Source organism: Hymenobacter sp. YIM 151500-1, assembly GCF_025979885.1.
In the GTDB taxonomy this organism is placed as follows: Bacteria; Bacteroidota; Bacteroidia; order Cytophagales; family Hymenobacteraceae; genus Hymenobacter.
In genome coordinates, this window is sequence record NZ_CP110139.1 from 1,647,002 (window position 1) to 1,670,875 (window position 23,874).

Genomic DNA, 23,874 nt, shown 5'->3' on the forward strand with positions numbered 1-23,874 from the left:
TCCTCACCTCATTATCTAACTCAAAACCCTTTGGGCAAATCAATGCCGTGGATGGTGCGAAAGAGGCTGAGGGCGTTCTGGTCGGTGAGGCCGCCGATGTAGTCGGTAAGCAGGATGATTTGCTCGTAGGCGGTAGCGCCTTGCTGGTGGCCGTCGGCGCGGAACTGGGCGGGCAGCAGCTGGAGCAGTTTGCGGGAGCGGGGGCTGCCGTGGGGGTCGAAGGTAGCGTGCAGAAAGGCGTCGAGCAGGCCGGCCAGCACCTCGAAGCCGGCCGCCTCGATTTCGAGCACCGGGCGGCTGCGGTAGAGGTGGTCCATGGTGAGCTGGTGCACCTGCTGAAGCTGGTCCCAGCAGTCGAGCTGGCGCACCAGGGGCTCGTCGGAGCGGCCGCGGAGCAGGTCATCGGCGCGGTCGGCGAAGAGGCGGGCGGTTTGCTGGACGAGGCGGTTGATGAGGCGGGCCCGGAGGTAGCCTAGTTCCTCGCGCCAGTCGCGCCACTCCACGGAGCGGGGGCGGCCGGGCGTGTCGGCCAGCATGTCGCGCAGGAGCTGCAAGCCCAGCTCGCACGGAATCAGGCCCAGCTTCAGCCCATCTTCAAAGTCGATGATGCGGTAGCAGATGTCGTCGGCGGCTTCTACCAGAAAGGCCAGCGGGTGGCGGTGGTAGAAGCCCCCGCCCTGGGCGCCGGGCGGCTTGGGCAGCAGCCCCAGCTCCTGAGCCACGTCCTGAAACCGGACGGCTTCGGTCTGGAAGTAGCCGTACTTTTTCTCGCTGGTGCCGCGGGTCAGGCCAGCTTCTTCCACCACCGAAGGCCGCGGATACTTGCTGAACGCGCCCAGTGTGGCATAGGTCAGGCCCAGGCCGGCCGAGCCGGAGCTGTGAGCAGCGTAGGTGTGGGTCAGCACCCGGAAGCCGGCGGCGTTGCCTTCAAACTGCTGCAAGTCGGCGCGCTGGGTGGCGTTGAGCACCCGCACAAAGGGCTCGGCGGCCGGGCTGCGGAAGTAGGTGGAAATGGCGTCTTCGCCAGAGTGGCCGAAGGGCGGGTTGCCGATGTCGTGGGCCAGGCAGGCGGCGGCCACGATGTCGCCGAAATCGGAGTCGAGGTGGGGATGCTGCTGGGCCAGGCCGGCCGTTTCTTCGAGCAGCAGCCGGCCCCCGAGGCGGCCCAGGGAGCGGCCCACGCAGGCCGTTTCCAACGAGTGCGTGAGGCGGGTGTGCACGAAGTCGGTTTCAGGCAGGGGCATAACCTGGGTTTTGCGCTGCAAGCGCCGAAAGGCCGAGCTGAACACCACCCGGTCGTAGTCCTGCACGAAGGCCCCGCGCACGGGCGGCGCATCCGTCACAACGTGCAGCTGGGGCTGCTCGGGGTAGCGGCGGCGGCTGAGCAGCCGCTCCCAGGTCATGGTCGGGGCGTTTTCGGGGTCGGGCGTGAGGTGAAGCATGGTCCCGGCAAGGTACGGCAAAGCCGGCAGGTGTGCAGCGCCGGGGGGCTATTCGGGCGGTGCAGCTTGGGGATACATTGCTGCTCCCGGCTGGAGTACCTTTGGCAGCCCAGCCAGTAACTTCCCGCCCCTTTTTCACTCCGAAGCCGTGCAAACGCCCCGCAACATCATCGACTGCTACGACAAAACGGCCCAGCGGTACGCCGCCGAGTTTCGGCACGAGCTTGACCACAAGCATTTCGACCGGCTGGTGCTGCGGGCGTTTGCGCAGGAAAACGCCACGCGCGGGCCCGTGCTGGACCTGGGCTGCGGACCCGGCCACACCACGGCGTTCCTGGCCGCCTGCGGACTTCCCGACGTGCTCGGCCTGGATATCTCTCCCGAAATGGTGAAGCAAGCCCGCCTGGAGCACCCGCAGTTGCGCTTTACCACCGGCGACATCCTGCACCTGGCCTTTGCCGACAGCTCGGTTGGCGCGGCCATTGCTTTTTACTCGCTGATTCACTTCGAGCCGGCCCAGCTGCACGTGGCGCTAAGCGAAATCCGGCGGGTCCTCCAGCCGGGCGGGCAGCTCCTGTTTTCGTTTCACATTGGCGCCGAAATCGTGCACCGCGACGAGTTTCTGGGTGAAGTCGTCAGCATCGACTTTCGCTTTATGCTGCCTGACGCTGTGGTGCCGCTGCTGCGCGAAACTGGTTTTGCCGTGCTGGACGTGCTGGAGCGCCATCCCTACCCCGACGTGGAATACCCCAGCCGCCGGGCCTACGTGTGGGTGGCGAAGCCGGCCGGCGACTAATTCTGAGCTGGCGCCGCCTGGCCCTTCCTGGCCCCTATCTTTGCTTTGATGAATTCTTCTCTGCTCACCACTGCGTTAGGCCGCCTGCGGGTTATTGGTTTCCTGGAAGGCTGGTCTTTTCTGATTTTGCTGCTGATTGCTATGCCCCTGAAATACCTGGCCGGGCAGCCCGCTGCCGTCCGCCACGTAGGCATGGCGCACGGGCTGCTGTTCGTGCTCTACGTGCTGCTGGTGCTGCAAAACGCCCTGGAGCACCGCTGGTCCCTGCGCAAAACGTTGCTGGCCCTGCTGGCCTCGTTCATCCCGCTGGGCACCTTTTGGGCCGACCGGCACTTGTTCCGCCCGGCGGAGTAGTGTGGCCGAAGTTGACGCAGCTAGCGGCCCTCGTTCTAGTTGCTCATGGGTGCTCGTGCGGAGGTGGGGGCGGCAGCTCAGCCGCGGCGCGCGGCAGCAAAGCCGTAGGCACCCGCGGATAATGATGGTGCACGTGGTGAAAGGCAAACGACGCCAGCACGGGTGTCCAGAACCGCGCCGTGGCGGCTGAGGCTCGCACCGCCGGGTTGTGCTCCGACAAATGATGTGGCAGGTAGGCCGCCCAAATGGGCAGCGTGGCGCTCATCACAAAGGCCACCGCCCAGTACACCAGTCCCACCAGACTACCCCACCACAGATAGACCGCCACAAAAACTGCCAGCAGAACCAGCGTGGCGGCTGTTTCCAGCCACTGGATGCGCCGGGTGTGCGGGGCCATGCGCAACGACTCCCGCCGCAGCATCAGGATGTGGTAGGGGCCCTGCCACAGCACCCGCCAGAAACGCCAGGTAGCGGGGGCGCCCTCGGGGTCGTCGGGTTGCAGGCAGTGGGCGTGATGGCGCAGGTGCGTTACCTGCAAGCCGTGGCCGCTTTTCAGCAGCAGCAGCCCGCTAAGCGTTAGCAGCCGCTTATTGGCGGCTTTGGATAAGCCAAGGGCTTGGTGCATGGCGTCGTGCATCTGCACAAACCCCGACAGGCACACGGCCACTGCTAGAGGCACGGCCAGCCACCACCAGCCCAGGCCGGCCATAAACACGTAGGCTCCCAGCAGCAGCCAAGGGCGTAACAGCTCCAGCCACCGCTGGGCCGGAGAAAGCTGTAAGTGAGCAGAAAGCGTGTTAGGCTGCATACGCTGGATAAAGTAAAAAACGCACCTATTCGCGCGCTTCGGTCCGAACGGGAAGGGCGTAGGCAGGAATGTCGGCGGAGGCTACGGGCTGCCACTCGGGCTGGAAATGGCCGCGGTAGCCGAAGAGCTTCCCAAAGGTACGGTTGCTGACTTCAACCTGAATACGGTAGCAACCCGCTGCATCGTCATACCACTCTTCTACATCGGCGCGGCCCGAGAGTAGCATGGGAAACCGGAAGCTGAGCGGCCCCTCGTAGAAGCGCTGCTCGCCCGACAGCAGGCGCAGTCCGCCCCGCTCCGTCACGGCCAGGTCAATATCCACGGCCAGGTGCTGATGAGTGCCCAGGTAGTCCACGATGCGGCTCCGCTGTTGGCTCCAAATCATGGTGGCATCGAAGCACCGGGTGCGTTGCGGAAACTCGAAGCGGCGAATCCACGTCACGGTTTCGCGGCCCAGGGCGTCGCGGTACGCATAGTTTTCGATGCGAAACGGAACCTGCCGACCGGTTTCCGGAAACATGATGTGCCGCAACAACCCAACGCGCAGGAAGGGCTGGGCAATGAATGGGCCATGCCAGACCTGCTCCATCGTGCCCCGCCCAATAAAGGCCTGCTCTTTGGTGCTATGCAGCCGGAGCCGCTCCTGAATGCGGGGATGCAGGCGGGCAAAATCGGCGCCCAAGGTTCGTTCGTAAATGGATTGCATAGGAGCTGGCCGGGTTTAAACAAAGCAAACTACTGGGCCGCAGCATATGCGGTCTGCTCCTGCCCCACTGCCGCTTCCCGTTCCGGAGCGTGCTGCTTAGGCGGCGGCCGACGCAGGCAGCGGGCTGCACTGGGCAATTCGGCCGGGTCGAGTAGCAGCCCGACGGCGGCCAGGGTCAGCATGGCCAGGTTCAGGGTGAGAGGATTGAACGGCGCTACAAATACGCCGGGCTGGCTGAACACCGCCCCCAGCCCCAGCACGACCAGCCCCAGGCAATTCAACCAGTAAGCTCCCCGCAGATACCGCACGGGCAGCAGCCACAGCAGCAGGCCAAAGCCAATTTCGGCCCATCCTACCCCTTGGGCAATGAGCCGGGCCGTAGCCGCCGAGAAGCCGGCGCCCTGCAAAATGGCCAGCTCACCGGTGTCGGGGTACAATAGCTTGGGCACCAAGCCCTGATACATCCAGATAAAGCCCAGCGTGAAGCGCACCAGGGCAAACAGCAAACTCGAGCGGATGGAAGCCGCCGGCCGAACGCCTCGCTCCAGCCACAGCCGGAGGCAATCGAAGCTCCAGGCTGTGGCCCAGCCCATCAGGGGGCGAAACACGATGGTGTCAACAACGCGCCCGAGCCAGCCAAACCGCGTTTGGTAGTCGTAGCTGGTAAAGAACCGGATGCCTGCTCCATTAACCTGCGGCACGTACTTCCAGTAGCCAGCGCCAGTCCGAATCAAGGAAATCGGCTTGTCGGACCAGAATTTCAGGACTGAAGTTCGTTCCCCGTTTTTCTCGCGGGTACCCACACTCTCGCCGCAGCCGGCTACGCCCAGCCCAAAGCCAATGCGGGTGGCGTACGTAAACTGCTGCGGATGCTCCTCAGAAGGCCGGGGCAGATAGTCGATAGAAGTAAAGCGCAAATCCCACTGCTGATGCAGGTCAGGTTGCTGCGTGTGCGTCCACAGCTCGTCCAGCGGGCAACGAATCAGGGCTTCAACGTAAATCGGCGAACTTTTCACTTAGCGAAATAACAACGGCTTATCTTCTGAAAGATAGCAATACCGTTGAGATTCCCAGGCCTTCCGGCCGCATTTTTCGCCACCATTTTCCTGCTTCAGACGCCAAGCCAGGTGCGCTTACTCGCCCGGCTCTTCCCCGGCCCGGCCCAGCAGGCGCACGGTGGCGTAGCCCAGGATGAGGAAGGCCCCGAACAGCAGCGTAACGCCCCAGGTGCGGGGGTGGGCCGTGGGGTTGATGAGGCGTTGCAGGATGTCGTAGAACAGGGTGAAGGGGTTGGTGAGGACGTCCCAGGAGTTGAAGCGCAGAAACCGACCCAGGTAAATACCGAAGGCGCTGAGCAGCAACGCGCCGGCCGCAAACCCCCAGCCGGCGCCCACGCCCAAGCGGCGGGCCACCAGGGCCTGCATATCTAGCAGCGAAGCGTAGGCCAGCATCAGTCCGTTCCAGGCGCAGCTCAGGATGAGGGCCAGGTCGTACCAGTAGGGTACGCCGGGCCGGGGCTCCAGGTGGAACAGGTCGGTGAGGATGTAGGGGGCATTGGGAAAAAACAGCAGCCACACCGCCCCCGCCGGCACCAGCACCCGCGCCCGGAGTTGCACGGCGGCCAGCCCCAGCATGGAACTCAGCCCAAACGGAATCAGGGCCAGAAACAGATTCCAGAGCAGAAACACAAACAGCAGCTGCTTGGTCAGCAGCACCCGAAACGTGATAAGCACCACGCTCAGCGTAAGCGAAGCCCCCAGCACCAGCAGCAGGCTCAGGCGCCGCCGCAGCCGCGGCCCCGACAAAGCAGCAACAAACAAGGGCATAGGCAGGTGAGCTTGAACTACAAAAGACTGGCGCGCTGCAAGGTACAGCAGCCGCTGGCAATACGGCGCTTGTGCGGGCTAGTTGGCGCGGGTTGTCATTCCGGACGGGGCGAGGAATAACGGGTTACGGCTCCTGCTCCGGCTCGGGGCCGCCGGCAGCCCAGCCCAGGGTGGCTTGGGTTTGGGCGTACTTGGCTTGCAGCTCAACCAGCTTCACGCGGGCCGAAATAAGGCTGGCCTCGCGGGAGTTGATAAGAAACACCGAGCTTTCCCCATTCTCGAAGCGGATTTGCTCGCCCTGGCGCAGACGCTCGGCGTTTTGCACCACCTGCTCCTGCAAGCGGAGCTGCTCCCGCAAGGCTTCCCAGTCGTTGGCCACGGCCCGCACGTTGGTCTGGATTTCACGGGTGTCCTGCTGAATGTCCAGCTCGGTTTCGACAAGCTTGATGCGGTTGAGCTGGAGCTTGGCCCGCTCCTGGCGCAGCAGCAGCGGGTAGGCAAAGCTCACGCCCAGCTTGTAGTTGTTTTGGAGGTAGGTGCCGCGCAGGCTGGCATTTTTCTCGGGGCTGAAGGGCTGGCCGGCTTGCAGCAGGTTGTAGTCGATGGAAAGCTTGGGCAGGAGCTTGTTGCTGAGCAGGCGCCGCTCGATGCCCAGCTGGTTAAGCTTGGCGCGGCTTTTTTGCAGGTCCGGATGAATCTGCTGGGCCAGCCGGGCCAGGGCGGCCACCGTGTCGGGGGGCAGGGCGCGCCAGTCGGCGGGGCCGGGCAGGCGCTGGGGTCGCACGGCGGCGGGCAGCTCCCGCGGCTGCTGCTGCTCGTCCCAGAGGTAGTTGCTCAGCAGCAGGGTGGCGTTGCGCCACTGCACCCGCGCCTGGCTCAGCGTAGCCAAGCGGTTTTGCAGCTCGGTCAGGGCCTCCACCGAGTCGATGGCGGCCAGGTCGCCGAGGCGCACCCGCTCCCGAATGGCCCGGAACCGGATGTCGGCCAGCTCCACGTTTTGGCGCAGCAGCTCCTGGCGCTGGTAGCTCAGGCTCCAGTCCCAGTAGTCTTTGGCGGCTTGCAGCACCAGCTTGTTGAGGGCGCTACGCCGCTCGGCTTCGGCCAGCCCTTGCAGGGCCTGAGCCTGGCGCACGGCCGCCCGGCGCTCATCAATCAGCAGCCCCTGGGCCAGCGGCACCGACAGCCCCAGGTAGCTCAGGCCGGTGGGGGCAGTGTAGTTCTCGGGGTTGACATACGGGCCCACGCCCCGCTCAAAGCCGGCTTTTACATCCAGCCCGTACCACACCGGCACGCGCAACTGGGTGTCCCAGTCGTGGAAGTACTCCTTGCCCCCGAAGGTTTTGCCGTAGTACTTGCTGGCCACGGTGGGGTCGAGCACGCCGCGGGCAAAGCGGATTTCCTGGCGGGCCCGCTCCGGCTGCAAGCCAGCCTGCCGGGCTATGGGGTGGCGCAGGGTTACGTAGGTGAGCAGGTCGGCCAGGCTGAACGTGCGGGCCGTGTCGGGCAACACCAGGGGCCGCGCCACCAGGGGCTGGGCGCCGTCGGTGGTGAGCTGGCGGGCCCGTTGCAGCACCTGGCGCTGGGCCTGCTCCCGCGTGAGCGGCGGCTGGGCCGGGGTGGTAGCCTGGGCCACCGCCTCCATCACGCCGCCGGCCAGCAGCAGCCAGGCACGTAGTACTATTGAGCGTATTCCGGTCATTTAGCGTCGTCCTCGTCAGCGTCGGCACTGGCCGACTTGTCTGCCTTGCCGGCACCTTTGCCGGACTTGGCCAGCGCCGCATTGGGGTTGGCCACGAAATTGGGCGGGAAGCCGTTGAGCTGGCGCCACAGCTCGTACCAGATGGGTACGTCATCAAGCAAGGCCCAGCCGTACACGCCGGAACCCACGCGCAGGGGCTTGGGCCAGGGCTCCTGCTCCGGGTCGGGCGTGACGAGCACGCGGTACTGGCCCTGAGAGTCGATGTTGTCGATAACGGCCACTACGCCCCCGAACGTGCCGAAGCTGGTGCCGGGCCAGCCGCTGAACACCAGGGCCGGCCAGCCATCAAACTGCAGCCGCACCTTGCGGCCCACGCTCAGCAGCGGAATGTCCATGGGCTTCACGTACAGCTCGGCGGCCAGCTGCGGGGCATTGGGCATAACCGTCACAATGGGCTCCCCTTCCTTCACAATCTCACCCAAGCCTTCCTTCAGCGCCCGCACCACGTAGCCGTCCTGCGGGGCCGTAATCTGGTAGAAGGCCGAGCGGATGCTCAGGTTAGCCAGCTCGTTGCGCATCTTGGCAATCTGCCCTTCGGTGTCGAACTGGTAGCCGGTCACGGAGCGGCGGTCCGACTCCGACTTGGCCAGCTTGTCCTGGTACTCGGCAGCCAGGGAGGTCAGCTCCAATTGGGCGTTGGTGAGCTGCTGGCGGCTGGAGGCCAGCTTGTTTTCGGCCGATTGCAGCTTGGCCGTGGCCTCCTGGAATTTTAGGCGGCGCTGTTCCAGCTCGGTCAAGGACTTCAGGCCCTGGCGGTACAGCTCTTCCTGGCGCTCCTGCTGGCGCTGAGCAATGATGAAGTCGTTGCGCACCGCGCGCAGGTCAGCCTCGTCGGAGTTCACCTTCAGGCGGCTCTGCTCCACGTAGTTACGGGCCTTGTCGAGGCTCACGCGCAGGGCGTTGCGCAGAGCTTCCTGCTGCAATTGCAGGGCTTTGTCTTTGGCGCGGTTTTCCTGTAGGGAGCCAACTTTGGCGTCCAGCTGCTCGCGGGTACGCTCTACCAGCTGGGGGTCGAAGTACTTTTCCTTGATTTCGGCAATGTCAACCAGGGTGTCGCCTTTTTTCACCAGCTGGCCCTCGCTCACCCGCCAGCGGGCAATGCGGCCGGCAATTACGCTGGGCACGGTCTGGGGGCGGTCCTGGGGGCGCAGGGTGGTGAGCACGCCCGTGGAACGGATGTTCTGGGTCCAGGGCAGGAAGCCGGCGGCCAGCACAATCAGGCCCAGCCCGGCGGCCCAGCGGGCCAGGGTGCGCCCCGCCCGCGGCGTCTGCGTATGCCGAAACGAGCGGAAGCGCGCAGTTAGCGGATTGGTTTCCGCAAGCGGATTTTCAGCGAATGGCATGAGAGTAGGGACTTAGGGTCTTGGGGGCTTAATTTTTTTGACTTAAGTTCCTGGGGCCTTGGTTGATGTTCCGCAACGCAGTCGTTGTGTATCGAAACAGCATCTAAGTCCCCAAGACTCTAAGCCCCTGAAATTCATACTAACAACTCATTAAACTCCGGGCGCTGCATCACCTGCTCCCGGGGGCCGTCGACCAGCAGGGCGCCGTCGGAGAGCAGGGCCACGCGCGGGCACATCTGCAACACCCGCACGGCGTTGGAGGCCACAATGACCGTCCAGGGGTTTTCGGGGGCCAGCAGGCGCTGCAAAATGCGTAGCCGCTCGGCCGGCTCCACGTTGGGCAAAAATAAGTCGAGCAGCAGCAGGCGGGGGCGGCGCACCAGGGCGCGGGCCAGCAGCAGCTTCTGGCGGGTGCTGTCGGCCAGAGGCGTGCCGATGCCCAGGGGCGTACCCAGCCCCTGGGGGCGGCCATACACCTCTTCGCGCAGGTCCACCAGTTCCAGGGCCCAGTTCACGTCCTCGGCCGTAATGCTGGGCTGGTTGAGCGTAATGTTCTCCAGCAAGGTGCCGTCGAAAATCTGCTGGTGCGAGATATTGTCGCCGACCTGCTGGCCCAAGGAGTCAGGAGCAATGTCTTGCAGGGCCAGATTGTCGTAGGCCACCACGCCGGTGTACCCCTCGTACTGACCCGCCATAATGCGCAGCAGGGTGGTTTTGCCCGAGCCGTCGAAGCCAGCCAGGGCCAGATGCTCGCCCGGCGCCAGCTTAAGCGACACGTCGCGGATGGACTGCTTGGTGCCGCCGGGGTACTGGTAGCTGAGGTGGTGCAGCTCCACGCGCATACCGGTTCGGGTGGCGGGCAGGGCCAGCTTGGCGCCGCCCTTGTCGGTTATTACCGGCACGTCGAGCACGTGCCCAATCTTGTCGAGCGAGGTTAGGGCGTCGTACACCACGTCCAGCTTCAGCAGCACCTTCTCCACGGCCGAAATGGTGAGGATGATAACAATTTCGGCGGCTACAAACTGCCCGATGTTGATCTGCTTGCTGATCAGCAGCCAGCAGCCAATGGTAAGCAGGGCGGCCGTGATGAGCACCTTGAATATCACGAAGCCGAAGTACTGCGTGAGCAGCACCTGGAAGTGGCCTTGCCGGGCTTTGAGGTAGCCTTCCACCAGCCCGTCGGTGCGGTCGAGGGCCATTTCCTGGCGGGGCGGGTGGCGGAAGGTGTACACCGTGCGGGCTACATCTTCCAGCCAGGCCACCACCCGGTACTTGTACTTCGACTCGGTGAGGCTGGTGCTCAGACCCCGCGGGCCGGTGAGGCGCAGCAGCAAGGCCAGCAGCAGCACCAGCAGCACCCCAAACGCAATAAAGATGGGGTGATAAAAGGACAGCAGAATCAGCCCGAACAGAATTTGCAGGGCCGCCGCCGAAAACTCCACCAGCATGGTAGCCAGGCCCTTCTGCAACGTGGGCGCGTCGAGGAGGCGGTTCATTAGCTCCGGCAGGTACTGGCCATTGAGGGCTTCGGTGCGCACCCGCGGCAGGCGCACGGCAAAGTCCAGGGCTACCCGCGCAAACAGGCGCTGCTGAATAAACTCCACCAGGTACACCTGCATGATTTGCAAGCCGCCCACCAGCAGCGTGCCCAGCACAATAAAGGAAATGAGCACAATCAGGGACGTACTCACGTCGCCGCTGCTCACAAACCCAATCACCGACTGCACGCCCAGGGGCAGCGACAGGTTGATGAGCCCGGCCAGGGCCGCGTACACGTAGAGGTAAGTAATGTCGCGTCGCTCCGAAGCCAGCAGCCGCAGCAGGCGCTGGCCCGGTGTAAGCGACGAGGAAAGCAAGTCGGCCATGTAAGGTTTTCGGTTTAGGGCTTTTGGCTGGTGGCTATTCGCTTTTGGCTGGTAATTGGGCGTGCGCAGCACAGCCCCCATCAACTACCAGCCACTAACTACAAACCACGTGTCCTTAGCACAGGGCCGAGAAAGCCAGGTTTTCCAGGAAGGTGTAGATGCTTGCCTCCAGGGCGGGCTCGGCCTGGGCGTCGGTCAGCGACGGCAGGTGCTGGGCAAAGAACAGCTGCTTGCGCGCCGACTCCAGCAAAGTGCTGACCAAAGCGTGCGGAAAGGGATAATTGGGGTTGATTTCGGTTACTACTGACACAATGTCGTTGGCCAGGCGCTTGTACTCACGAAACAAACCGGCCCGATTGTCCTGGTCTACCTCGCGGGTCAGATACGACTTCGAGGCCTCGTTGATGACGATGCGGTACAGGGCGGCCTCATCAAGCTCGATGGTGGCGGGGTCGTCGTGGTGGGCGCGGGTGATGATGCGCAGAATCAGGCGCAGGCGCTCCTGCGGGTCGGGTATGTTGTGAGTGTGGAAGCGAATCTGAAAGTTCAGCCAGGCCCAGTGCCACGACACCAGGTACACCAGCAGGCGGTGCTTGTTTTCAAAGTAGCGGTACAAGGACGCCTCCGTGGATTCGATGCGCTGAGCCAGCTTCTTAAAAGTAAATTGCTCGAACCCGATTTCGTCAATCAGCTTCACGCTTTCGGCTACCAGGCGGCGGCCCAGGTCGGTGTCCTGCGGGTCGCGCAGGTACAGTTTTTCGTTCAGGTCGATGCGCAGTAGGGTGCTCATGGAATGGGCTGAAGGTACGATAGAAGACGAGGCTAAGCCGCGGCTATGATAGGTTTACTTTCGCCGGCTACAGCAACAATACTAACTTCAAACAAAAGGTTTATTTCTCCGCAAAAAGCTCCCGCGTTCAGAGCAGCACAACCACCAGCCCCGCCCCACTGGAACAGCAGCCCGAGGTAGCAACACCCAACCAGCGTCCATTGCTCCCGGCTCCCGGTGAAATCCTGCTTGCCTTGCTACTCGCCCTGGCCCAGGGAAAAAGCCCGCTCCCCGTCCAGCAAGTACAGATTTTCGGTTTTGATGATGAACACGTTGTCGGCGGCGAGGCGCTGTTGCAGGGCCAGCACGTCGGCAAACCGGACGGGCGAGTAGCCGGGCTTCTCGCCACTGGTCGAGGCCGCAGCCGCCACGAAGCGGCAGCGCCAGTGGTCGGTGCAGAACGTTTCGGGGTGGCCGTCGGGGTACACCTTCACGCCGCGGTTGGTGATGAGCTTGAGCTTCAGCAGCGGCCCGGCCACGGCCTCCAGCTGCTGGCCCAGCTGCCCAGGCTCGTTGCCTTCCCAACGCACGAAAATGTCGGTGCCCACCAGCTGCTGCACCGCGGAAGCCCGCTGGTAGAGCGGCGCGGGGGCCGCCGGGGGCAGGGCCGCCGCGCCGGCCGGCATGGGCGTGAGCCGCTGGGGCTGGCGGCCCAGGCGTTCAATCACAGCATCGGCAAAGCCGACGGTGGTGACTTTGGCCGTGCTGGTTTCGGGGCGGTAGATGTCGGCCGTGTGCAGGCCGTCTTCCAGGGCGCACAGCCAGGCGTTGTGCACGCGGGCGGCTACCTCGTTCTGGCCCAGGTGGATAAGCATGAGCACAGCCGCCTGCAACAGCCCCGAGGGGTTGGCCACGTTCTGGCCCGCAATGTCCGGGGCCGAGCCGTGGATGGCTTCAAACAACGCCCCCTGGTCGCCGATGTTGGAGGAGCCGGCCAGGCCCACCGAGCCGGTCAGCTGGGCTACCACGTCGGAGAGGATGTCGCCGTACAGGTTCAGGGTCACCACCACGTCGTACCGCTCGGGCGTGTCGGCCAGGCGGGCCGTGCCGATGTCGATAATCTGGTGGTCCTGCACGATGTCGGGGTACTCCTGCCCTATTTCCATGAACACCCGGTGAAACAGCCCGTCGGTGAGCTTCATGATGTTGTCCTTGGTCATGCACGTGACGCGGCGGCGGCCGTGGCGGCGGGCATACTCGAAGGCGTAGCGCACGATTTTCTCGCAGCCCGGCCGGCTCACCAGCTTCAGGCACTGAATAACTTCGGGGGTCTGCTGGTGCTCGATGCCGGCGTACAAGTCCTCCTCATTTTCGCGGATGATTACCACGTCCAGGTTGGGGTGGCGGGTGGCCACGGCCGGAAACAGGGAGCGGCAGGGCCGCACGTTGGCGTACAAGCCCAGGGTTTTGCGCAAGGTCACGTTCAGGCTTTTGTAGCCTCCTCCCAGCGGGGTGGTGATGGGTGCCTTCAGCAACACCCGCGTCTGCCGCAGCGACTCCCAGGCTTCCGGCGCAATACCCGAGGCGTGGCCGGCCTGGTATACCTGCTCGCCTACCTCAATAAACTCGGGCTCGAGGGCTGCCCCCGCCGCTTCGAGAATACGCAGGGTCTGGGTCATGATTTCGGGGCCGATGCCGTCGCCGGCCGCCACGGTGATGCGCGCTTTGGGTTGCATACTGCGGAATGGGTGGTAAAAGTGAAGGGTAGTAAACGCTGTCTGGATGCGGAATCCGGCGCAAATGTAGGCAAACTATTCATTTTAATAGCAATACTATCAAACAAAATAGTTTGCTCTGAAACACCGCTACATCTTCCCGGTGCCATCTGCGTACCTTTGCCAGGCAGCTGGCTTTTTAAGCGGGCCTTCGGCTGCCTGAACTCACTGGCCTGCTGACCGGCTTCCTCTCCTATGAGGCACTTTTCCTATTTGCGGCTGTGGCTGGTAAGCGTGGGCCTGGCCAGCGGCCTTGCGGCGCTGGCCCAGCAGCCAGCTCCCCGCTCCACCACGCCCCCGCCGACTACCACGCGCAAGCCGGCCGTGCCGGCCCCGGCTCCCGGCTCGGTGGTGCGCCCTGCCACTTCCGCCAAGCCGCCGACTACCCCGGCGGCTAAACCCGTGCCGGCCACCGGCTCCAAACCGGCCACTACTACCAAGCCCGGTGCCACCGCGCCAGCTACCACCGCCAAACCGGCCGCTGCTCCCGGCGCTACTCCGGGCCCCAAACCTGCCCCCGTCCGGCCGGCTGGGCCGCCCCTGCCGCCCAACCTGGGCTCCCAGGACCCGAACACGCGCTACCGCAACGGCAAAACGCTGCTTGACCAGGCCCGCTACGACCTGGCCCTGACGGAGCTAGAGCCGCTGACGGCCCCGGCCCGGCGCTTTGCCAAAGCTCCCGAAGCCGCCTACCTCTACGCCGTGGCCGCCAGCCGGGCCCAGCGCTGGGCCGAGGCCGAGCAAATGCTCAACCTGCTGCGCACAGAGTACGCCCAGTGGCCTGGCCTGCCCGATGCCCTGTTTTTGCAGGGGCAGGTGTCGTTTGAGCAGGGCGACTTCGACAACGCCCTGCGGGTGCTGGCCCAGCTGCCGCCCGACCGGCTCGTGGCCGAGCGCGACAATATGAAGGCCGCCTACCTGCCGCGCGTCAAGGACAAAACTGCCTTCCAGAGCCTGCTGCGCACCTACCCGCAGGATGCGGTGCTGGCCCGCGCCTACGCCGACAAGCTAGCCAACGGCGGCTGGTACCAGGACGCCGACCGGGCTCAGCTCGACCAGCTGATTGCGCAGTTTCAGCTGGACCGCGCCCGGTACACGCCCCGGCCCCGCCCGGCGCGTAAAGCTTCCTATAACATTGGCGTGCTGCTGCCGTTCGAGTTCGACGACCCGAGCTGGGAAACCCGCCGCAAAAACCAGTTTGTAACCGACCTGTACGCTGGCTTGCGCCTGGCCCAGGACTCCTTGCAGCGCGAGGGCCGGCCGGTGCAGCTTTTTGCCTACGACACCGGCGCCGACACTACCCAGCTCAAGCAGCTGCTGGCCCTGCCCGAGCTGGCCGGCATGGACCTGATTATCGGGCCGGTGTACAAGTCGGGCAGCAAGCTGGTGGCCCGCTGGGCCCAGCAGCGGCAGATTGCCTGCGTCAATCCCCTGTCGCAGGACGGCACTCTGGTGCTCGATAACGCCTGGCACTACCTGTTCGAGCCCAGCACCACTACCCAGGCCCGGCAAGCCGCCGAGTTTGCCTTCCAGCGCCTGGGTGGTCCGCACACGGCCGTGGTGCTCTACGAAGACACCAGGGACGAAGCCGCTTTCGGCCAGGCCTACAAGCAGGCTTACGAGGCGCTAGGCGGCAAAGTGCTTCAGCTGCGCCGCCTCAACTCCGACGTGGACGAGTCCCTGGCTGCCGGCTTTGCGGGCCTCGATTTGAAGACCGTGGGTCACTTGGTGGTGGCTTCGGATGGCAAGAAGGCCGGGCCCTACACGCTGAGCGTGCTCAAAGCCCAGGATGCCCGCCTGCCCCTCGTCACGTACGCCTCCTGGCTCGACAACCCGCGCGTGAGCCTGGGCCAGCTCGACGCCCGCGAGGTGTACTTTGTGCACCCTAAGTACCTGGATAAGACCAACCCCGGCGTGCAGCGCTTCCGCCAGCTCTACCTCCAACGCCAGAACCTGCCGCCTTCGGTGTTTGCCTTCACGGGCTTCGAGCTGCTGTATTACTTCGGCAACGTGCTGCACCAGCACGGAGCGGCGTTTCAGCAGCCCCTGGCCAACAGCGGCCCGGTGTCGGGGGCCTTGTTTCAGGGCATCGGCTACCCCGGCGGCGCCCACGACAACCAGTACGTGCCTCTCACCAAGCTGGAGCGCCTAGAAGTGGAAGTGCTGAACCCGGTGGGCATCCGGTAGGTTATTCCTCCGCCCCCAGGGCTGAAGCCCTGGGCTACGCAGCGGGTCGTTCATTTCCGCTGACTAGCCCAGGGCTTCAGCCTTGGGTGCTCTGGTCCGCCTCACTCCAACTATTCACTCCTGCCCGAAACTACGGCTTCGGGCCCCACGCTTTTCTATGGAATCTACCACCTCCACCCCTGCCACCGACCTCTCTCTCGTCGCTTCCGACGCCCTGTTTACGCGGGCCAAGCAGCACATTCCGGGCGGCGTCAACTCGCCGGTGCGGGCCTTCCGCGCCGTGGGCGGCCACCCGGTGTTTATGCAGTCGGCCAAGGGCGCCTGGCTGACCGACGTGGACGGCAACCGTTACCTGGACTTCATCAACTCCTGGGGCCCGATGATTCTGGGCCACGCCCCCGACGTGGTGCTGGACGCCGTGCAGCAGGCCGTGCAGGGCTCGTTGTCGTTTGGCGCCCCCACGCGCCGCGAGGTGGAAATGGCCGAGCTGATCAAGCAGATGGTGCCCAGCATCGAAAAAGTGCGCCTGGTCAACTCGGGCACCGAGGCTACCATGTCGGCCATTCGGGTGGCGCGGGGCTACACCGGGCGCGACAAAATCATCAAGTTTGAGGGCTGCTACCACGGGCACGGCGACTCCTTCCTGATTGCGGCCGGCTCCGGCGCCCTCACCCTGGGTGCCCCCGACTCGCCGGGCGTAACCCAGGGCGTAGCCCAGGACACGCTCACGGTGCCTTATAACAATCTGGCCGCTGTGGAGCAGATTATCGACGCCAATCCTGGCCAGGTAGCGGCTCTGATTCTGGAACCGGTGGTGGGCAATATGGGGCTGGTGGCGCCGCAGCCGGGCTACTTGGCCGGCCTGCGCGAGCTGTGCACTCGCCACGGCATTGTGCTCATTTTTGATGAGGTGATGACCGGCTTCCGCCTGGCCCGCGGCGGGGCCCAGGAGCTGTACGGCATCACCCCCGACCTTACCACTTTGGGCAAAATCATTGGGGGCGGCATGCCGGTGGGCGCCTACGGAGGCCGTCAGGACATCATGAACCAGGTGGCCCCGGCTGGCAAGGTATATCAGGCCGGCACGCTTTCTGGCAACCCCATTGCCACGGCCGCCGGCCTGGCCCAGCTTACCTACCTCCAGGAGCACCCCGAGCTGTACCCGGAGCTGAACCGCATCACCACCCGCCTCGCCGACGGCACCCGCCAGATTGCCGCCGACCTGGGCCTGCACTACACCGTCAACCAGGTGGGCTCCATGTTCAGCGTGTTCTTCACCAGCCAGCCCGTCACCGACCTCGACTCGGCCAAAACCTCCGACACCGAAGCCTTCGGCCGCTACTTCCGGGCCATGCTGCACCGCGGTATCTACCTGGCCCCGGCTCAGTACGAGGCCCTGTTCGTCAGCACCGCCATAACCGACGACCTGGTGGACCTCTACCTCACGGCCTGCCGCGAGTCCATGCGCGAGGCGCACGGGTTGTAATGTGCAGAATGTAGTTGGAAGGTGCGAAATGTGGGCAATGAGGTCCTGCGCTACGCTCAGAGTGACACGACCTCATCGCCCGCATTTCTCACATTCCAACCACATTTCACCTATTTTTCACATTATAAATTCTGCGACCTTTGCGGCAAACCCGATTGCCGCTATGCCCCTTTCCCGCCCACTGCTTTCCTTGTGGCTTCTGCTATGGCTGATTGTGCCGGCCACCCGGCTAGCCCAGGCCGAAACGCCCGCCGCCGCCAACAAGCGCCTGTTCGACCGCACCGTGGAGGAGCTGAACTTCCGGACCATGGAAACCGTGTACGACAAGTCGTTTGCGCGGGGCAAGTTTCCGGCCTCGCTGCGCACGGCTAAGGCCCGCAAGGACTTCGACGCCTTCCCCGGCCGGCCCGACTTGCAGAAGCTATTTCAGAACTATAACGGCGTGTCGGAGCGGTTCAAGAACCGCTTCGGGCAGGGCCGCACCGACTTGGCGGAGTTCGAGAAGCAGCTGAACTCCATTTTGGTGGACCGCAACTTCGAGTTCTTTATCCGGGTGCTGCCCCGCGACGAGCGGGTGGCCTTGATTCGCAGCTTGCAGCGGGTGATTCAGCAGGGCGCGGCTCAGTTTAACGCTTCCGAAGACCCTGCCCCCGAGGACCTGGCCGCCGATGGCGCCGCCGTGCCGCCCGCCGATGGAGAGGCTACTACGAGCACCCCGGACGCTGCCGCATCGGCTCAGGAAGAGGCACAGCCCCAGCCCGAAGGCAACCTGGCCTCTACGCCCACCTACGCCCCGCCCCGCGCCCTCGACAACGCGCCCCGCCACGACTGGCTGGATTACCTCACGCTGCTGTGCGCCGGCGGCTCCCTGCTGCTCACCCTGTTTCTGCTCACCAGCGTGCTGCCCGACCTGCGCGCCCGCCTCGACGCCCTGGCCGAGGACCTGGAGCAACGCCAGACGACCCGCCCGCGCCGCCCCACCGGCCTGCCCGAAGACCGGTATGACGATGAATAAGATGAATAATTAGTAACTAAGAAGTAGTAATTCATAATCCGTTGTGCGGGCCTTGTTGGTAGGCAGCGACGTTTTAGCACTAATTCTTCATTACTAATTCTTAAGTACTAAGTAAAGGAATATGATTCTCACCGACCAGCAGATTCTCGCCGAAATAGAGCGGGGCAACATTGTCATTGAACCGTTTGAGCGAAGCTGCCTCGGCACCAACTCCTACGATGTGCACCTGGGCCGCTACCTGGCCACCTACCGCGACACGGTGCTGGACGCCCGCAGGCACAACCAAATCGACACGTTTGAAATCCCCGCCGAGGGTTTCGTGCTCCAGCCGAGCACGCTCTACCTGGGCGTCACCGAAGAATATACCGAAAGCCACGCCCACGTACCGTTTCTGGAGGGCAAGAGCAGCGTCGGCCGCCTGGGTATCGACATCCACGCCACCGCCGGCAAGGGCGACATTGGCTTCTGCAACACCTGGACCCTGGAAATCAGCGTGTCGATGCCGGTGCGGGTGTACCACCTCATGCCGGTGGGCCAACTCATCTACTTCGCCGTGCAAGGCAACGTGGAAACCTTCTACAACCGCAAAGCCAACGCCAAGTACAATGAGCGCACGGTGAAGCCCGTGGAGTCGATGATGTGGAAAAACAAGTTCTAAGCGCTGGTGGCCTCACCCCTAGCCCCTCTCCGGGGGAGAGGAGAACTTGCTCTAGCTCCTGGAAATAAAAAGCTATCCTCCATCTTTCCCGGAAAGGTATTAGGGATGAGGCCATTAACGCCAGAGCTTGCAGGAAGCTACTTTTAATCCTCTCCGTAAACTCCCTGGCACTGTTTTTCGTTATCTGGGCAGCACTGGTGCGGCTGGCTGGCTTGTTGGCCCACTGGTTTTGTCTGACTTTGACCTGATAACGATAATGAGAAAGCAACTTGCCACCGCCGCTCTGCTCCTGGCTGCCACGTGCAGCGCGCAGGCCCAGCAAAAGCCTTCCCCTGAGCCGCAGGATAACACCAAACCGTCGCCGCGGCTGAACCCGGTACAGGCCCATGCCCGCCGCCTCTCCGACCAAATGGCCCGCGACCTGCGCCTGAATGGCTATCAGAAAACCCGTCTGCAAGCCATCAACGAGGATAAGCAGGCTAAAATCGTGGCTATCAACCAGCGCAACGCCGGCAACACCAAGCTCATTGCGGAGCAGTGTAACGCGGTGTGCAAGGAGCGCGACCAGGAGTTGCAATCGGTGCTGAGTACCAACCAGTACAGCGCGTATTACGATTCGCGCAAGCAGTACAACACATTCAGCATGGACTTCCTGACCCAGCCAGCCAACGCCATCTTCGTCAAGTCGGTGCAGAACCCGCTGCCCGCCAGCAGCAACGGCGCAGTGCTTACGCCGGGCCGCACAACGGAGCCTACGCCCCGCACGCGTTAGCGGCAACTCAATTAGTAACCCAGCAAAAAGCCCCGCCGGATGCATCCGGCGGGGCTTTTTGCTGGGTTACTACAGGCTTAACGTTGCTTCCGCTCTTCCTCCTCGATATGCTCGGAGAGGGCCCGGCACAGGTCGCGCATCTTGGTGGCCATTACCTGGTCGTTGGTGGCCGTCAGAATGGTTTCGGCCATGGAGCCGATGGTGTCCACCACAAAATACTTCATGGCATCCACGGGCATATCCTTGGTCCAGAGGTCAATCTTCATGGTGCCATTCTGCGCCCGGTCCCAGATGGCCACGTTGATGGCCTTGGCAAAATGGATATCAGGACCCGCATCGGTAGCCGACCAGCTGATGGCCTCGGGTACTTTCTGGTCATCGAGGGCAATGCTGAAGCGGATTTCGGACTTCTTCATGGAAATGAGTGAATGAGCGAATGAGTGGGTGAGTGAATGGAGCAGATGAACCTTTTTCATTCACTCATCCACTCATTCGCTCATTCACTCATTTGAAAAATTACACGTAGTTGTTCAGCATCACCGGCATGACCAGCATGAGGATGCTTTCATTGTCGTCGGGGGTGGTGGGCATGAGCAGGCCGGCGCGGTTGGGGGTGCTCAGCTCCAGGGTAATTTCCTCGGAGTCGATGTTCGAGAGCATTTCGGTGAGGAACTTGGCGTTGAAGCCGATTTCCATGTCCTCCCCGTCGTACTGGCAGGCCAGCTTTTCGTTGGCTTCGTTCGAGAAGTCGAGGTCTTCAGCCGATACCGTCAGCTCGGAACCCGCCAGGCGCAGGCGCACCTGGTGGGTGGTTTTGTTGGAGTAGATGCTGATACGGCGCACCGAGTTCAGCAGCTCCTGGCGGCTGATGATGAGCTTGTTAGGATTCGATACCGGAATAACGTTCTCGTAGTCGGGGTACCGCTCGTCGATGAGGCGGCACACGAGGCGCATCTGGTTGAAGGCAAAGAAGGCGTTGGAGTTGTTGAACTCCATGCGCACGGGCGTAGCCTCGGAGGGCAGGGCGCCTTTGAGCAGATTAAAAGCCTTGCGCGGAATAATAATGTTGGCCGTTTGGCCGGCGCCCACGTCGGAGCGGCGGTAACGCAGCAGGCGGTGCCCGTCGGTAGCCACGAAGGTTACCTGCGCGTCGGCCAGCTGCACCAGGATGCCGGTCATGGCCGGGCGCAGCTCGTCGGTGCTGACGGCGAAGATGGTTTTATTAATGGCCCGCGACAAAGACGAGGACGGAATTTCCACCGGAGCCGAGCCTTTCACTACCGGCACGCGGGGGAAATCGGTGGCGTTTTCGCCGGCCAGCTTGTAGCGCCCGTTGGAGCTGGCAATTTCGATGGTGTAGGTTTCCTCGTCCAGGGTGAAGGTGACGGGCTGGTCGGGCAGGTTTTTCAGGGTATCGAGCAGGATGCGGGCCGGCGCGGCAATGCGGCCACTGTCGCGGGCTTCCACGGGCAGCTCGGTTATCATGCTGGTCTCCAGGTCGGAGGCCGTAATCGTCAGCTTGCCGTCCTCGATTTCAAAGAGGAAGTTCTCCAGAATCGGCACCACGGGGTTATTCGTAACCACGCCGTTGATGCTCTGGAGCTGCTTGAGCAGGGCGGAAGACGAGACGATGAACTTCATACGGAGGGGGTGTTTCGCGCTTGGTTGGGTAGAAGGCAAAGATAGGGAACGAAGACGGGGTTTTCTAGCGGCTCAAGTGGTGTCCAGAAGTCATCTGTGCAGCTAAATCACCACGGTGGCAGGTCGCTCTGCCTGATTCGGCACGTGGCAGCTCAAACAACACTCTCTGCTGTTTTCTGCAATCAGAAAACTAACTTGGACACAGAGTTCAGAACTCAGCAGAGTGAAGTAGCACACTTTCTCGGGGCGACAACAAGAAGTCACATGCACGCCTTTGACGGCAGCATCCGTTTTTCACAAGAACCATTTAGCTGGCAAAATTCTTACTTTGTCAACAACCTAGCCTTGTATAAAACATGAATAAGCAAACTGTATTGGCTGCGGTCAACGCCTTGCCAGAGGAAATTGAATTGGATGACTTAGTTGAGCGCTTATTGCTAATAGAAAAAATTGAAAAGGGCCGCGAGCAGAGCCGAAAAGGCGAAACCGTATCGCACGAAGAAGTAAAAAGCTTGGTGCAGACGTGGTTCAAATAAGGTGGACCAATGCAGCGCTGGAGGAGTTGAGCGCCGTCCGCGATTTTGCTATGCAGATTTCTCTGAGCTACGCCGAACAGCTCATTACTCGGATAATTGCGAAAACAGATATGCTGGCGCAGTTCCCGATGGCGGGACGCATGGTACCTGAATATCAGGATGAAACCATTAGAGAGGTAGTGGAGGGAAACTACCGCATCATGTACGAAGTGCTCAGCGCGACTCGCTTAGACATCACGCATGTGCATCATTCGGCTCGCCCACTACCACCTGTTTCCTAGCCTCTAGTTTTATTCTAAAACCGCGCGTACTTCCGCTTCCGCCGCCACGCGCGCACAGCCCCGAACAGGCCCAGCAGCGCCAGCGGAGCGGCCAGGTTCAGCAGTTGCCAGCGGCGGCGCTCCTCGGCTACGCGGGGCTTATCCAAGGGGCGCAGGGTGATTTGCTTGCCGCGCACGGCAATCAGGCCCGACTCGTCGAGCAGGTAGTCCACGGCGTTGAGAACCAGCTCGCGGTTGGCGAATTCGGTGTTGGCGAGGCGGTCGAAGCCCAGGCGGAAAGGGCGGCCGGTTTTGGGGTCCACCTCGTTACGCACGAAGTCGCCATCGGAGACGACGAGGATTTTGGCCGGCTTGGCGTTGGGGCTGGTTTCGGGGAGGAAGCGGGTGGTGCCGGGCTCGGCGCGGTTGGCGTAAAGGGAGCGGAACTGGCCTTCGAGCAGGTAGCCCACGGGCTCGAATTGGGCCTTGTACAGCTTAGGGTCGGGGGGCAGGCGGGCGTCGTTGAGGTTGATGGGCACCGGCGCGGGCAGCACGCGGGTGTAGCGCGAAGTAAACAGCAAGGGCGTTTTGCGGATACCCACGGCCTTCACCGTGTCAAGGCTGCTCACAAACTTGGTGTACACCGCGTCAAGGTTGCGGGTGATGGGGTGCGGGCTGAAGTTGTTGATCAGCGGATAAAACTGCCAGGGCATGGGCTCCACCTTGGGCTTGTCGCCGAGGGCACCCGTGACCAGCGGAATGACGCCGGAGTTGAGGTCCAGCAGTAGGTCGGGGTTGACGCGCACGCCGTAGCGGAAGAGCTGGTCCTCCAGATTGAGCTGAAGCGGAAACGACAACATGCCGCCGCGGTTAGCGCTGTCGAGGTTGACGCGCATGGCATCCACAAAGAACAGCGCGTTGCCGCCCTGGGTGATAAACTGGTCGAGCTTAAACTTCTCCGGCTCTGAATACGCCGTGGCCGGCTTGGCCACGATGAGGGCGCTGAGTGTTTTCAAATCCTGGGGCCTAGACTGGGCCAGGTTCACCCGAAATACGTCGTAGAACTGGCCCAACGAGCCGATCAAGTCGCCGGCTTCCTGGTTGGTTAGCTCGCCGTGGCCTTCTACCACCCCAATGCGCTTGCGCTGGCCGGGACTGAGCTTGCGGATAGCGCTAGCCAGCTCGTATTCAAGGCCTTCGATGCTTTGGTTGAGGCGCACGTCGGCGGGGGCGGCCTGGTTGCCGCGCAGCAGGAGCACGTTTTCTTCCTTGCCGCCCGCGGCCACGGTGGCCCAGGGGAAGATGATTTTTTCGACCCGCTTGCCGTTCTCGTTGGCGCCCAGGTTGGTCGGCCGCAGCCCCTTCTTAAGCAGCGAGGCGTAATACTCGTTGCGGGCCTGCTCAGTGCCAGCCGCCGAGGGGTCCACGAACACGTAGTGCAGGTTGGCGCCACCATACACCTGCATTTCGTTCAGCGTCTCGCGCACCGACTGCTGCAAGCGCCGAAAGCCCGGCGGGAAGTCGCCCTCCAGGTACACCGTCACTGTCACGGGCTGCCGCAGGTTCTGCAGCAGCGCCTTCGTGGCCCCCGACATGGTGTAGCGCTTCTCCTCCGTCAAATCAAGGCGGAAGAAATAGAGGCCGCCCAGGAAGTTGAGCAGCAACAGCAAGCCCACAACCAGCCCAAAGCGGGTCAGGTCGCGGCGTTTGCGGGTAGAAGCAGTGGATATATTTAGTTGTTCAGACATGTGGTTCCGTAGACCCCTCCCCAACCCCTCCCCAAAAGGGAGGGGCTTTTCGTTCTGCTGTTGGTAGCAGAGCATCTAACCGGGCAGGCAATCGTATGTGCTATGGCTATAACTAGAAGTCCATCCCT

Annotated in this window: 22 protein-coding genes; 9 read left to right on the forward strand and 13 right to left on the reverse strand. The window is 62.9% G+C overall.

Going from position 1 to position 23,874, the window contains the following annotated elements:
• Positions 1-20: 20 nt before the first annotated feature.
• Positions 21-1,442, reverse strand: a complete 1,422-nt coding sequence (gene dgt, locus OIS53_RS06815) for a dGTP triphosphohydrolase (protein ID WP_264681647.1) — start codon at positions 1,440-1,442, stop codon at positions 21-23.
• 148 nt (positions 1,443-1,590) lie between these two features.
• Between dgt and OIS53_RS06820 the strand changes: the two genes are divergently transcribed.
• A complete protein-coding gene (locus tag OIS53_RS06820; protein WP_264681648.1) occupies positions 1,591-2,238 on the forward strand; it encodes a class I SAM-dependent methyltransferase in 648 nt (215 codons plus the stop codon).
• A gap of 48 nt (positions 2,239-2,286) precedes the next feature.
• Positions 2,287-2,592, forward strand: coding sequence for a DUF3817 domain-containing protein (locus OIS53_RS06825; protein WP_264681649.1), 306 nt, complete (start codon positions 2,287-2,289; stop codon positions 2,590-2,592).
• A 43-nt stretch (positions 2,593-2,635) separates the two neighbouring features.
• Here the strand turns inward: OIS53_RS06825 and OIS53_RS06830 are convergent, their stop codons facing one another.
• The 9 genes from OIS53_RS06830 to OIS53_RS06870 all read right to left on the reverse strand — a co-directional run bounded on the left by OIS53_RS06830 (position 2,636) and on the right by OIS53_RS06870 (position 13,404).
• Entirely contained in the window at positions 2,636-3,400 is a 765-nt protein-coding gene (locus tag OIS53_RS06830; RefSeq protein ID WP_264681650.1) for a fatty acid desaturase, read from the reverse strand.
• Positions 3,401-3,425: 25 nt separating this feature from the next.
• The gene (locus tag OIS53_RS06835; protein ID WP_264681651.1) at positions 3,426-4,106 is read right to left on the reverse strand and encodes a DUF4166 domain-containing protein; all 681 of its coding nucleotides are present in this window, start codon (positions 4,104-4,106) and stop codon (positions 3,426-3,428) included.
• A gap of 29 nt (positions 4,107-4,135) precedes the next feature.
• Entirely contained in the window at positions 4,136-5,122 is a 987-nt protein-coding gene (locus OIS53_RS06840) for a DoxX-like family protein (protein WP_264681652.1), read from the reverse strand.
• Between the two features lie 117 nt (positions 5,123-5,239).
• A complete protein-coding gene (locus OIS53_RS06845) occupies positions 5,240-5,932 on the reverse strand; it encodes a DUF1361 domain-containing protein (protein WP_264681653.1) in 693 nt (230 codons plus the stop codon).
• A gap of 124 nt (positions 5,933-6,056) precedes the next feature.
• The gene (locus OIS53_RS06850; RefSeq protein WP_264681654.1) at positions 6,057-7,631 is read right to left on the reverse strand and encodes a TolC family protein; all 1,575 of its coding nucleotides are present in this window, start codon (positions 7,629-7,631) and stop codon (positions 6,057-6,059) included.
• The gene (locus OIS53_RS06855) at positions 7,628-9,034 is read right to left on the reverse strand and encodes an HlyD family secretion protein (protein WP_264681655.1); all 1,407 of its coding nucleotides are present in this window, start codon (positions 9,032-9,034) and stop codon (positions 7,628-7,630) included. The genes OIS53_RS06850 and OIS53_RS06855 overlap by 4 nt, the downstream gene beginning before the upstream one ends.
• A 134-nt stretch (positions 9,035-9,168) precedes the next feature.
• Positions 9,169-10,899 carry a peptidase domain-containing ABC transporter gene (locus tag OIS53_RS06860; protein WP_264681656.1) on the reverse strand — a complete coding sequence of 577 codons (1,731 nt, stop codon included), beginning with the start codon at positions 10,897-10,899 and terminating at the stop codon, positions 9,169-9,171.
• Positions 10,900-11,014: 115 nt separating this feature from the next.
• On the reverse strand, positions 11,015-11,689 hold the full coding sequence (locus OIS53_RS06865; RefSeq protein WP_264681657.1) for a TetR/AcrR family transcriptional regulator: 675 nt from the start codon (positions 11,687-11,689) through the stop codon (positions 11,015-11,017).
• A 236-nt stretch (positions 11,690-11,925) separates the two neighbouring features.
• A complete protein-coding gene (locus OIS53_RS06870) occupies positions 11,926-13,404 on the reverse strand; it encodes an NADP-dependent isocitrate dehydrogenase (RefSeq protein WP_264681658.1) in 1,479 nt (492 codons plus the stop codon).
• Between the two features lie 234 nt (positions 13,405-13,638).
• Here OIS53_RS06870 and OIS53_RS06875 point away from each other — a divergent pair, with 234 nt between their 5' ends.
• The 5 genes from OIS53_RS06875 (at position 13,639) to OIS53_RS06895 (ending at position 19,561) form a co-directional block, all read left to right on the forward strand.
• Positions 13,639-15,630, forward strand: a complete 1,992-nt coding sequence (locus tag OIS53_RS06875) for an ABC transporter substrate-binding protein (protein ID WP_264681659.1) — start codon at positions 13,639-13,641, stop codon at positions 15,628-15,630.
• Between the two features lie 157 nt (positions 15,631-15,787).
• A complete protein-coding gene (gene hemL / locus OIS53_RS06880; protein WP_264681660.1) occupies positions 15,788-17,116 on the forward strand; it encodes a glutamate-1-semialdehyde 2,1-aminomutase in 1,329 nt (442 codons plus the stop codon).
• A gap of 163 nt (positions 17,117-17,279) precedes the next feature.
• A complete protein-coding gene (locus OIS53_RS06885) occupies positions 17,280-18,131 on the forward strand; it encodes a hypothetical protein (protein ID WP_264681661.1) in 852 nt (283 codons plus the stop codon).
• Between the two features lie 121 nt (positions 18,132-18,252).
• Positions 18,253-18,789: a dCTP deaminase gene (gene dcd, locus OIS53_RS06890; RefSeq protein ID WP_264681662.1), complete on the forward strand. Its 537-nt coding sequence runs from the start codon at positions 18,253-18,255 to the stop codon at positions 18,787-18,789.
• Positions 18,790-19,045: 256 nt separating this feature from the next.
• Positions 19,046-19,561, forward strand: a complete 516-nt coding sequence (locus OIS53_RS06895) for a hypothetical protein (protein ID WP_264681663.1) — start codon at positions 19,046-19,048, stop codon at positions 19,559-19,561.
• Positions 19,562-19,638: 77 nt separating this feature from the next.
• Here OIS53_RS06895 and gldC read toward each other — a convergent pair whose 3' ends face one another.
• Together gldC and dnaN are read right to left on the reverse strand one after the other, a co-directional pair.
• Positions 19,639-19,977 (reverse strand): gliding motility protein GldC, encoded by a 339-nt coding sequence (gene gldC, locus OIS53_RS06900; RefSeq protein WP_264681664.1) that lies wholly within the window; start codon positions 19,975-19,977, stop codon positions 19,639-19,641.
• Positions 19,978-20,077: 100 nt separating this feature from the next.
• Positions 20,078-21,202: a DNA polymerase III subunit beta gene (gene dnaN, locus OIS53_RS06905; protein WP_264681665.1), complete on the reverse strand. Its 1,125-nt coding sequence runs from the start codon at positions 21,200-21,202 to the stop codon at positions 20,078-20,080.
• 356 nt (positions 21,203-21,558) lie between these two features.
• Between dnaN and OIS53_RS06910 the strand changes: the two genes are divergently transcribed.
• Together OIS53_RS06910 and OIS53_RS06915 are read left to right on the forward strand one after the other, a co-directional pair.
• Entirely contained in the window at positions 21,559-21,738 is a 180-nt protein-coding gene (locus tag OIS53_RS06910) for a hypothetical protein (RefSeq protein WP_264681666.1), read from the forward strand.
• Between the two features lie 50 nt (positions 21,739-21,788).
• A complete protein-coding gene (locus OIS53_RS06915; protein ID WP_264681667.1) occupies positions 21,789-22,019 on the forward strand; it encodes a type II toxin-antitoxin system RelE/ParE family toxin in 231 nt (76 codons plus the stop codon).
• A 14-nt stretch (positions 22,020-22,033) separates the two neighbouring features.
• On the opposite strand, the gene gldG is transcribed toward OIS53_RS06915, so the two are convergent.
• Positions 22,034-23,746: a gliding motility-associated ABC transporter substrate-binding protein GldG gene (gldG, locus tag OIS53_RS06920; protein WP_264681668.1), complete on the reverse strand. Its 1,713-nt coding sequence runs from the start codon at positions 23,744-23,746 to the stop codon at positions 22,034-22,036.
• Between the last annotated feature and the right edge of the window lie 128 nt (positions 23,747-23,874).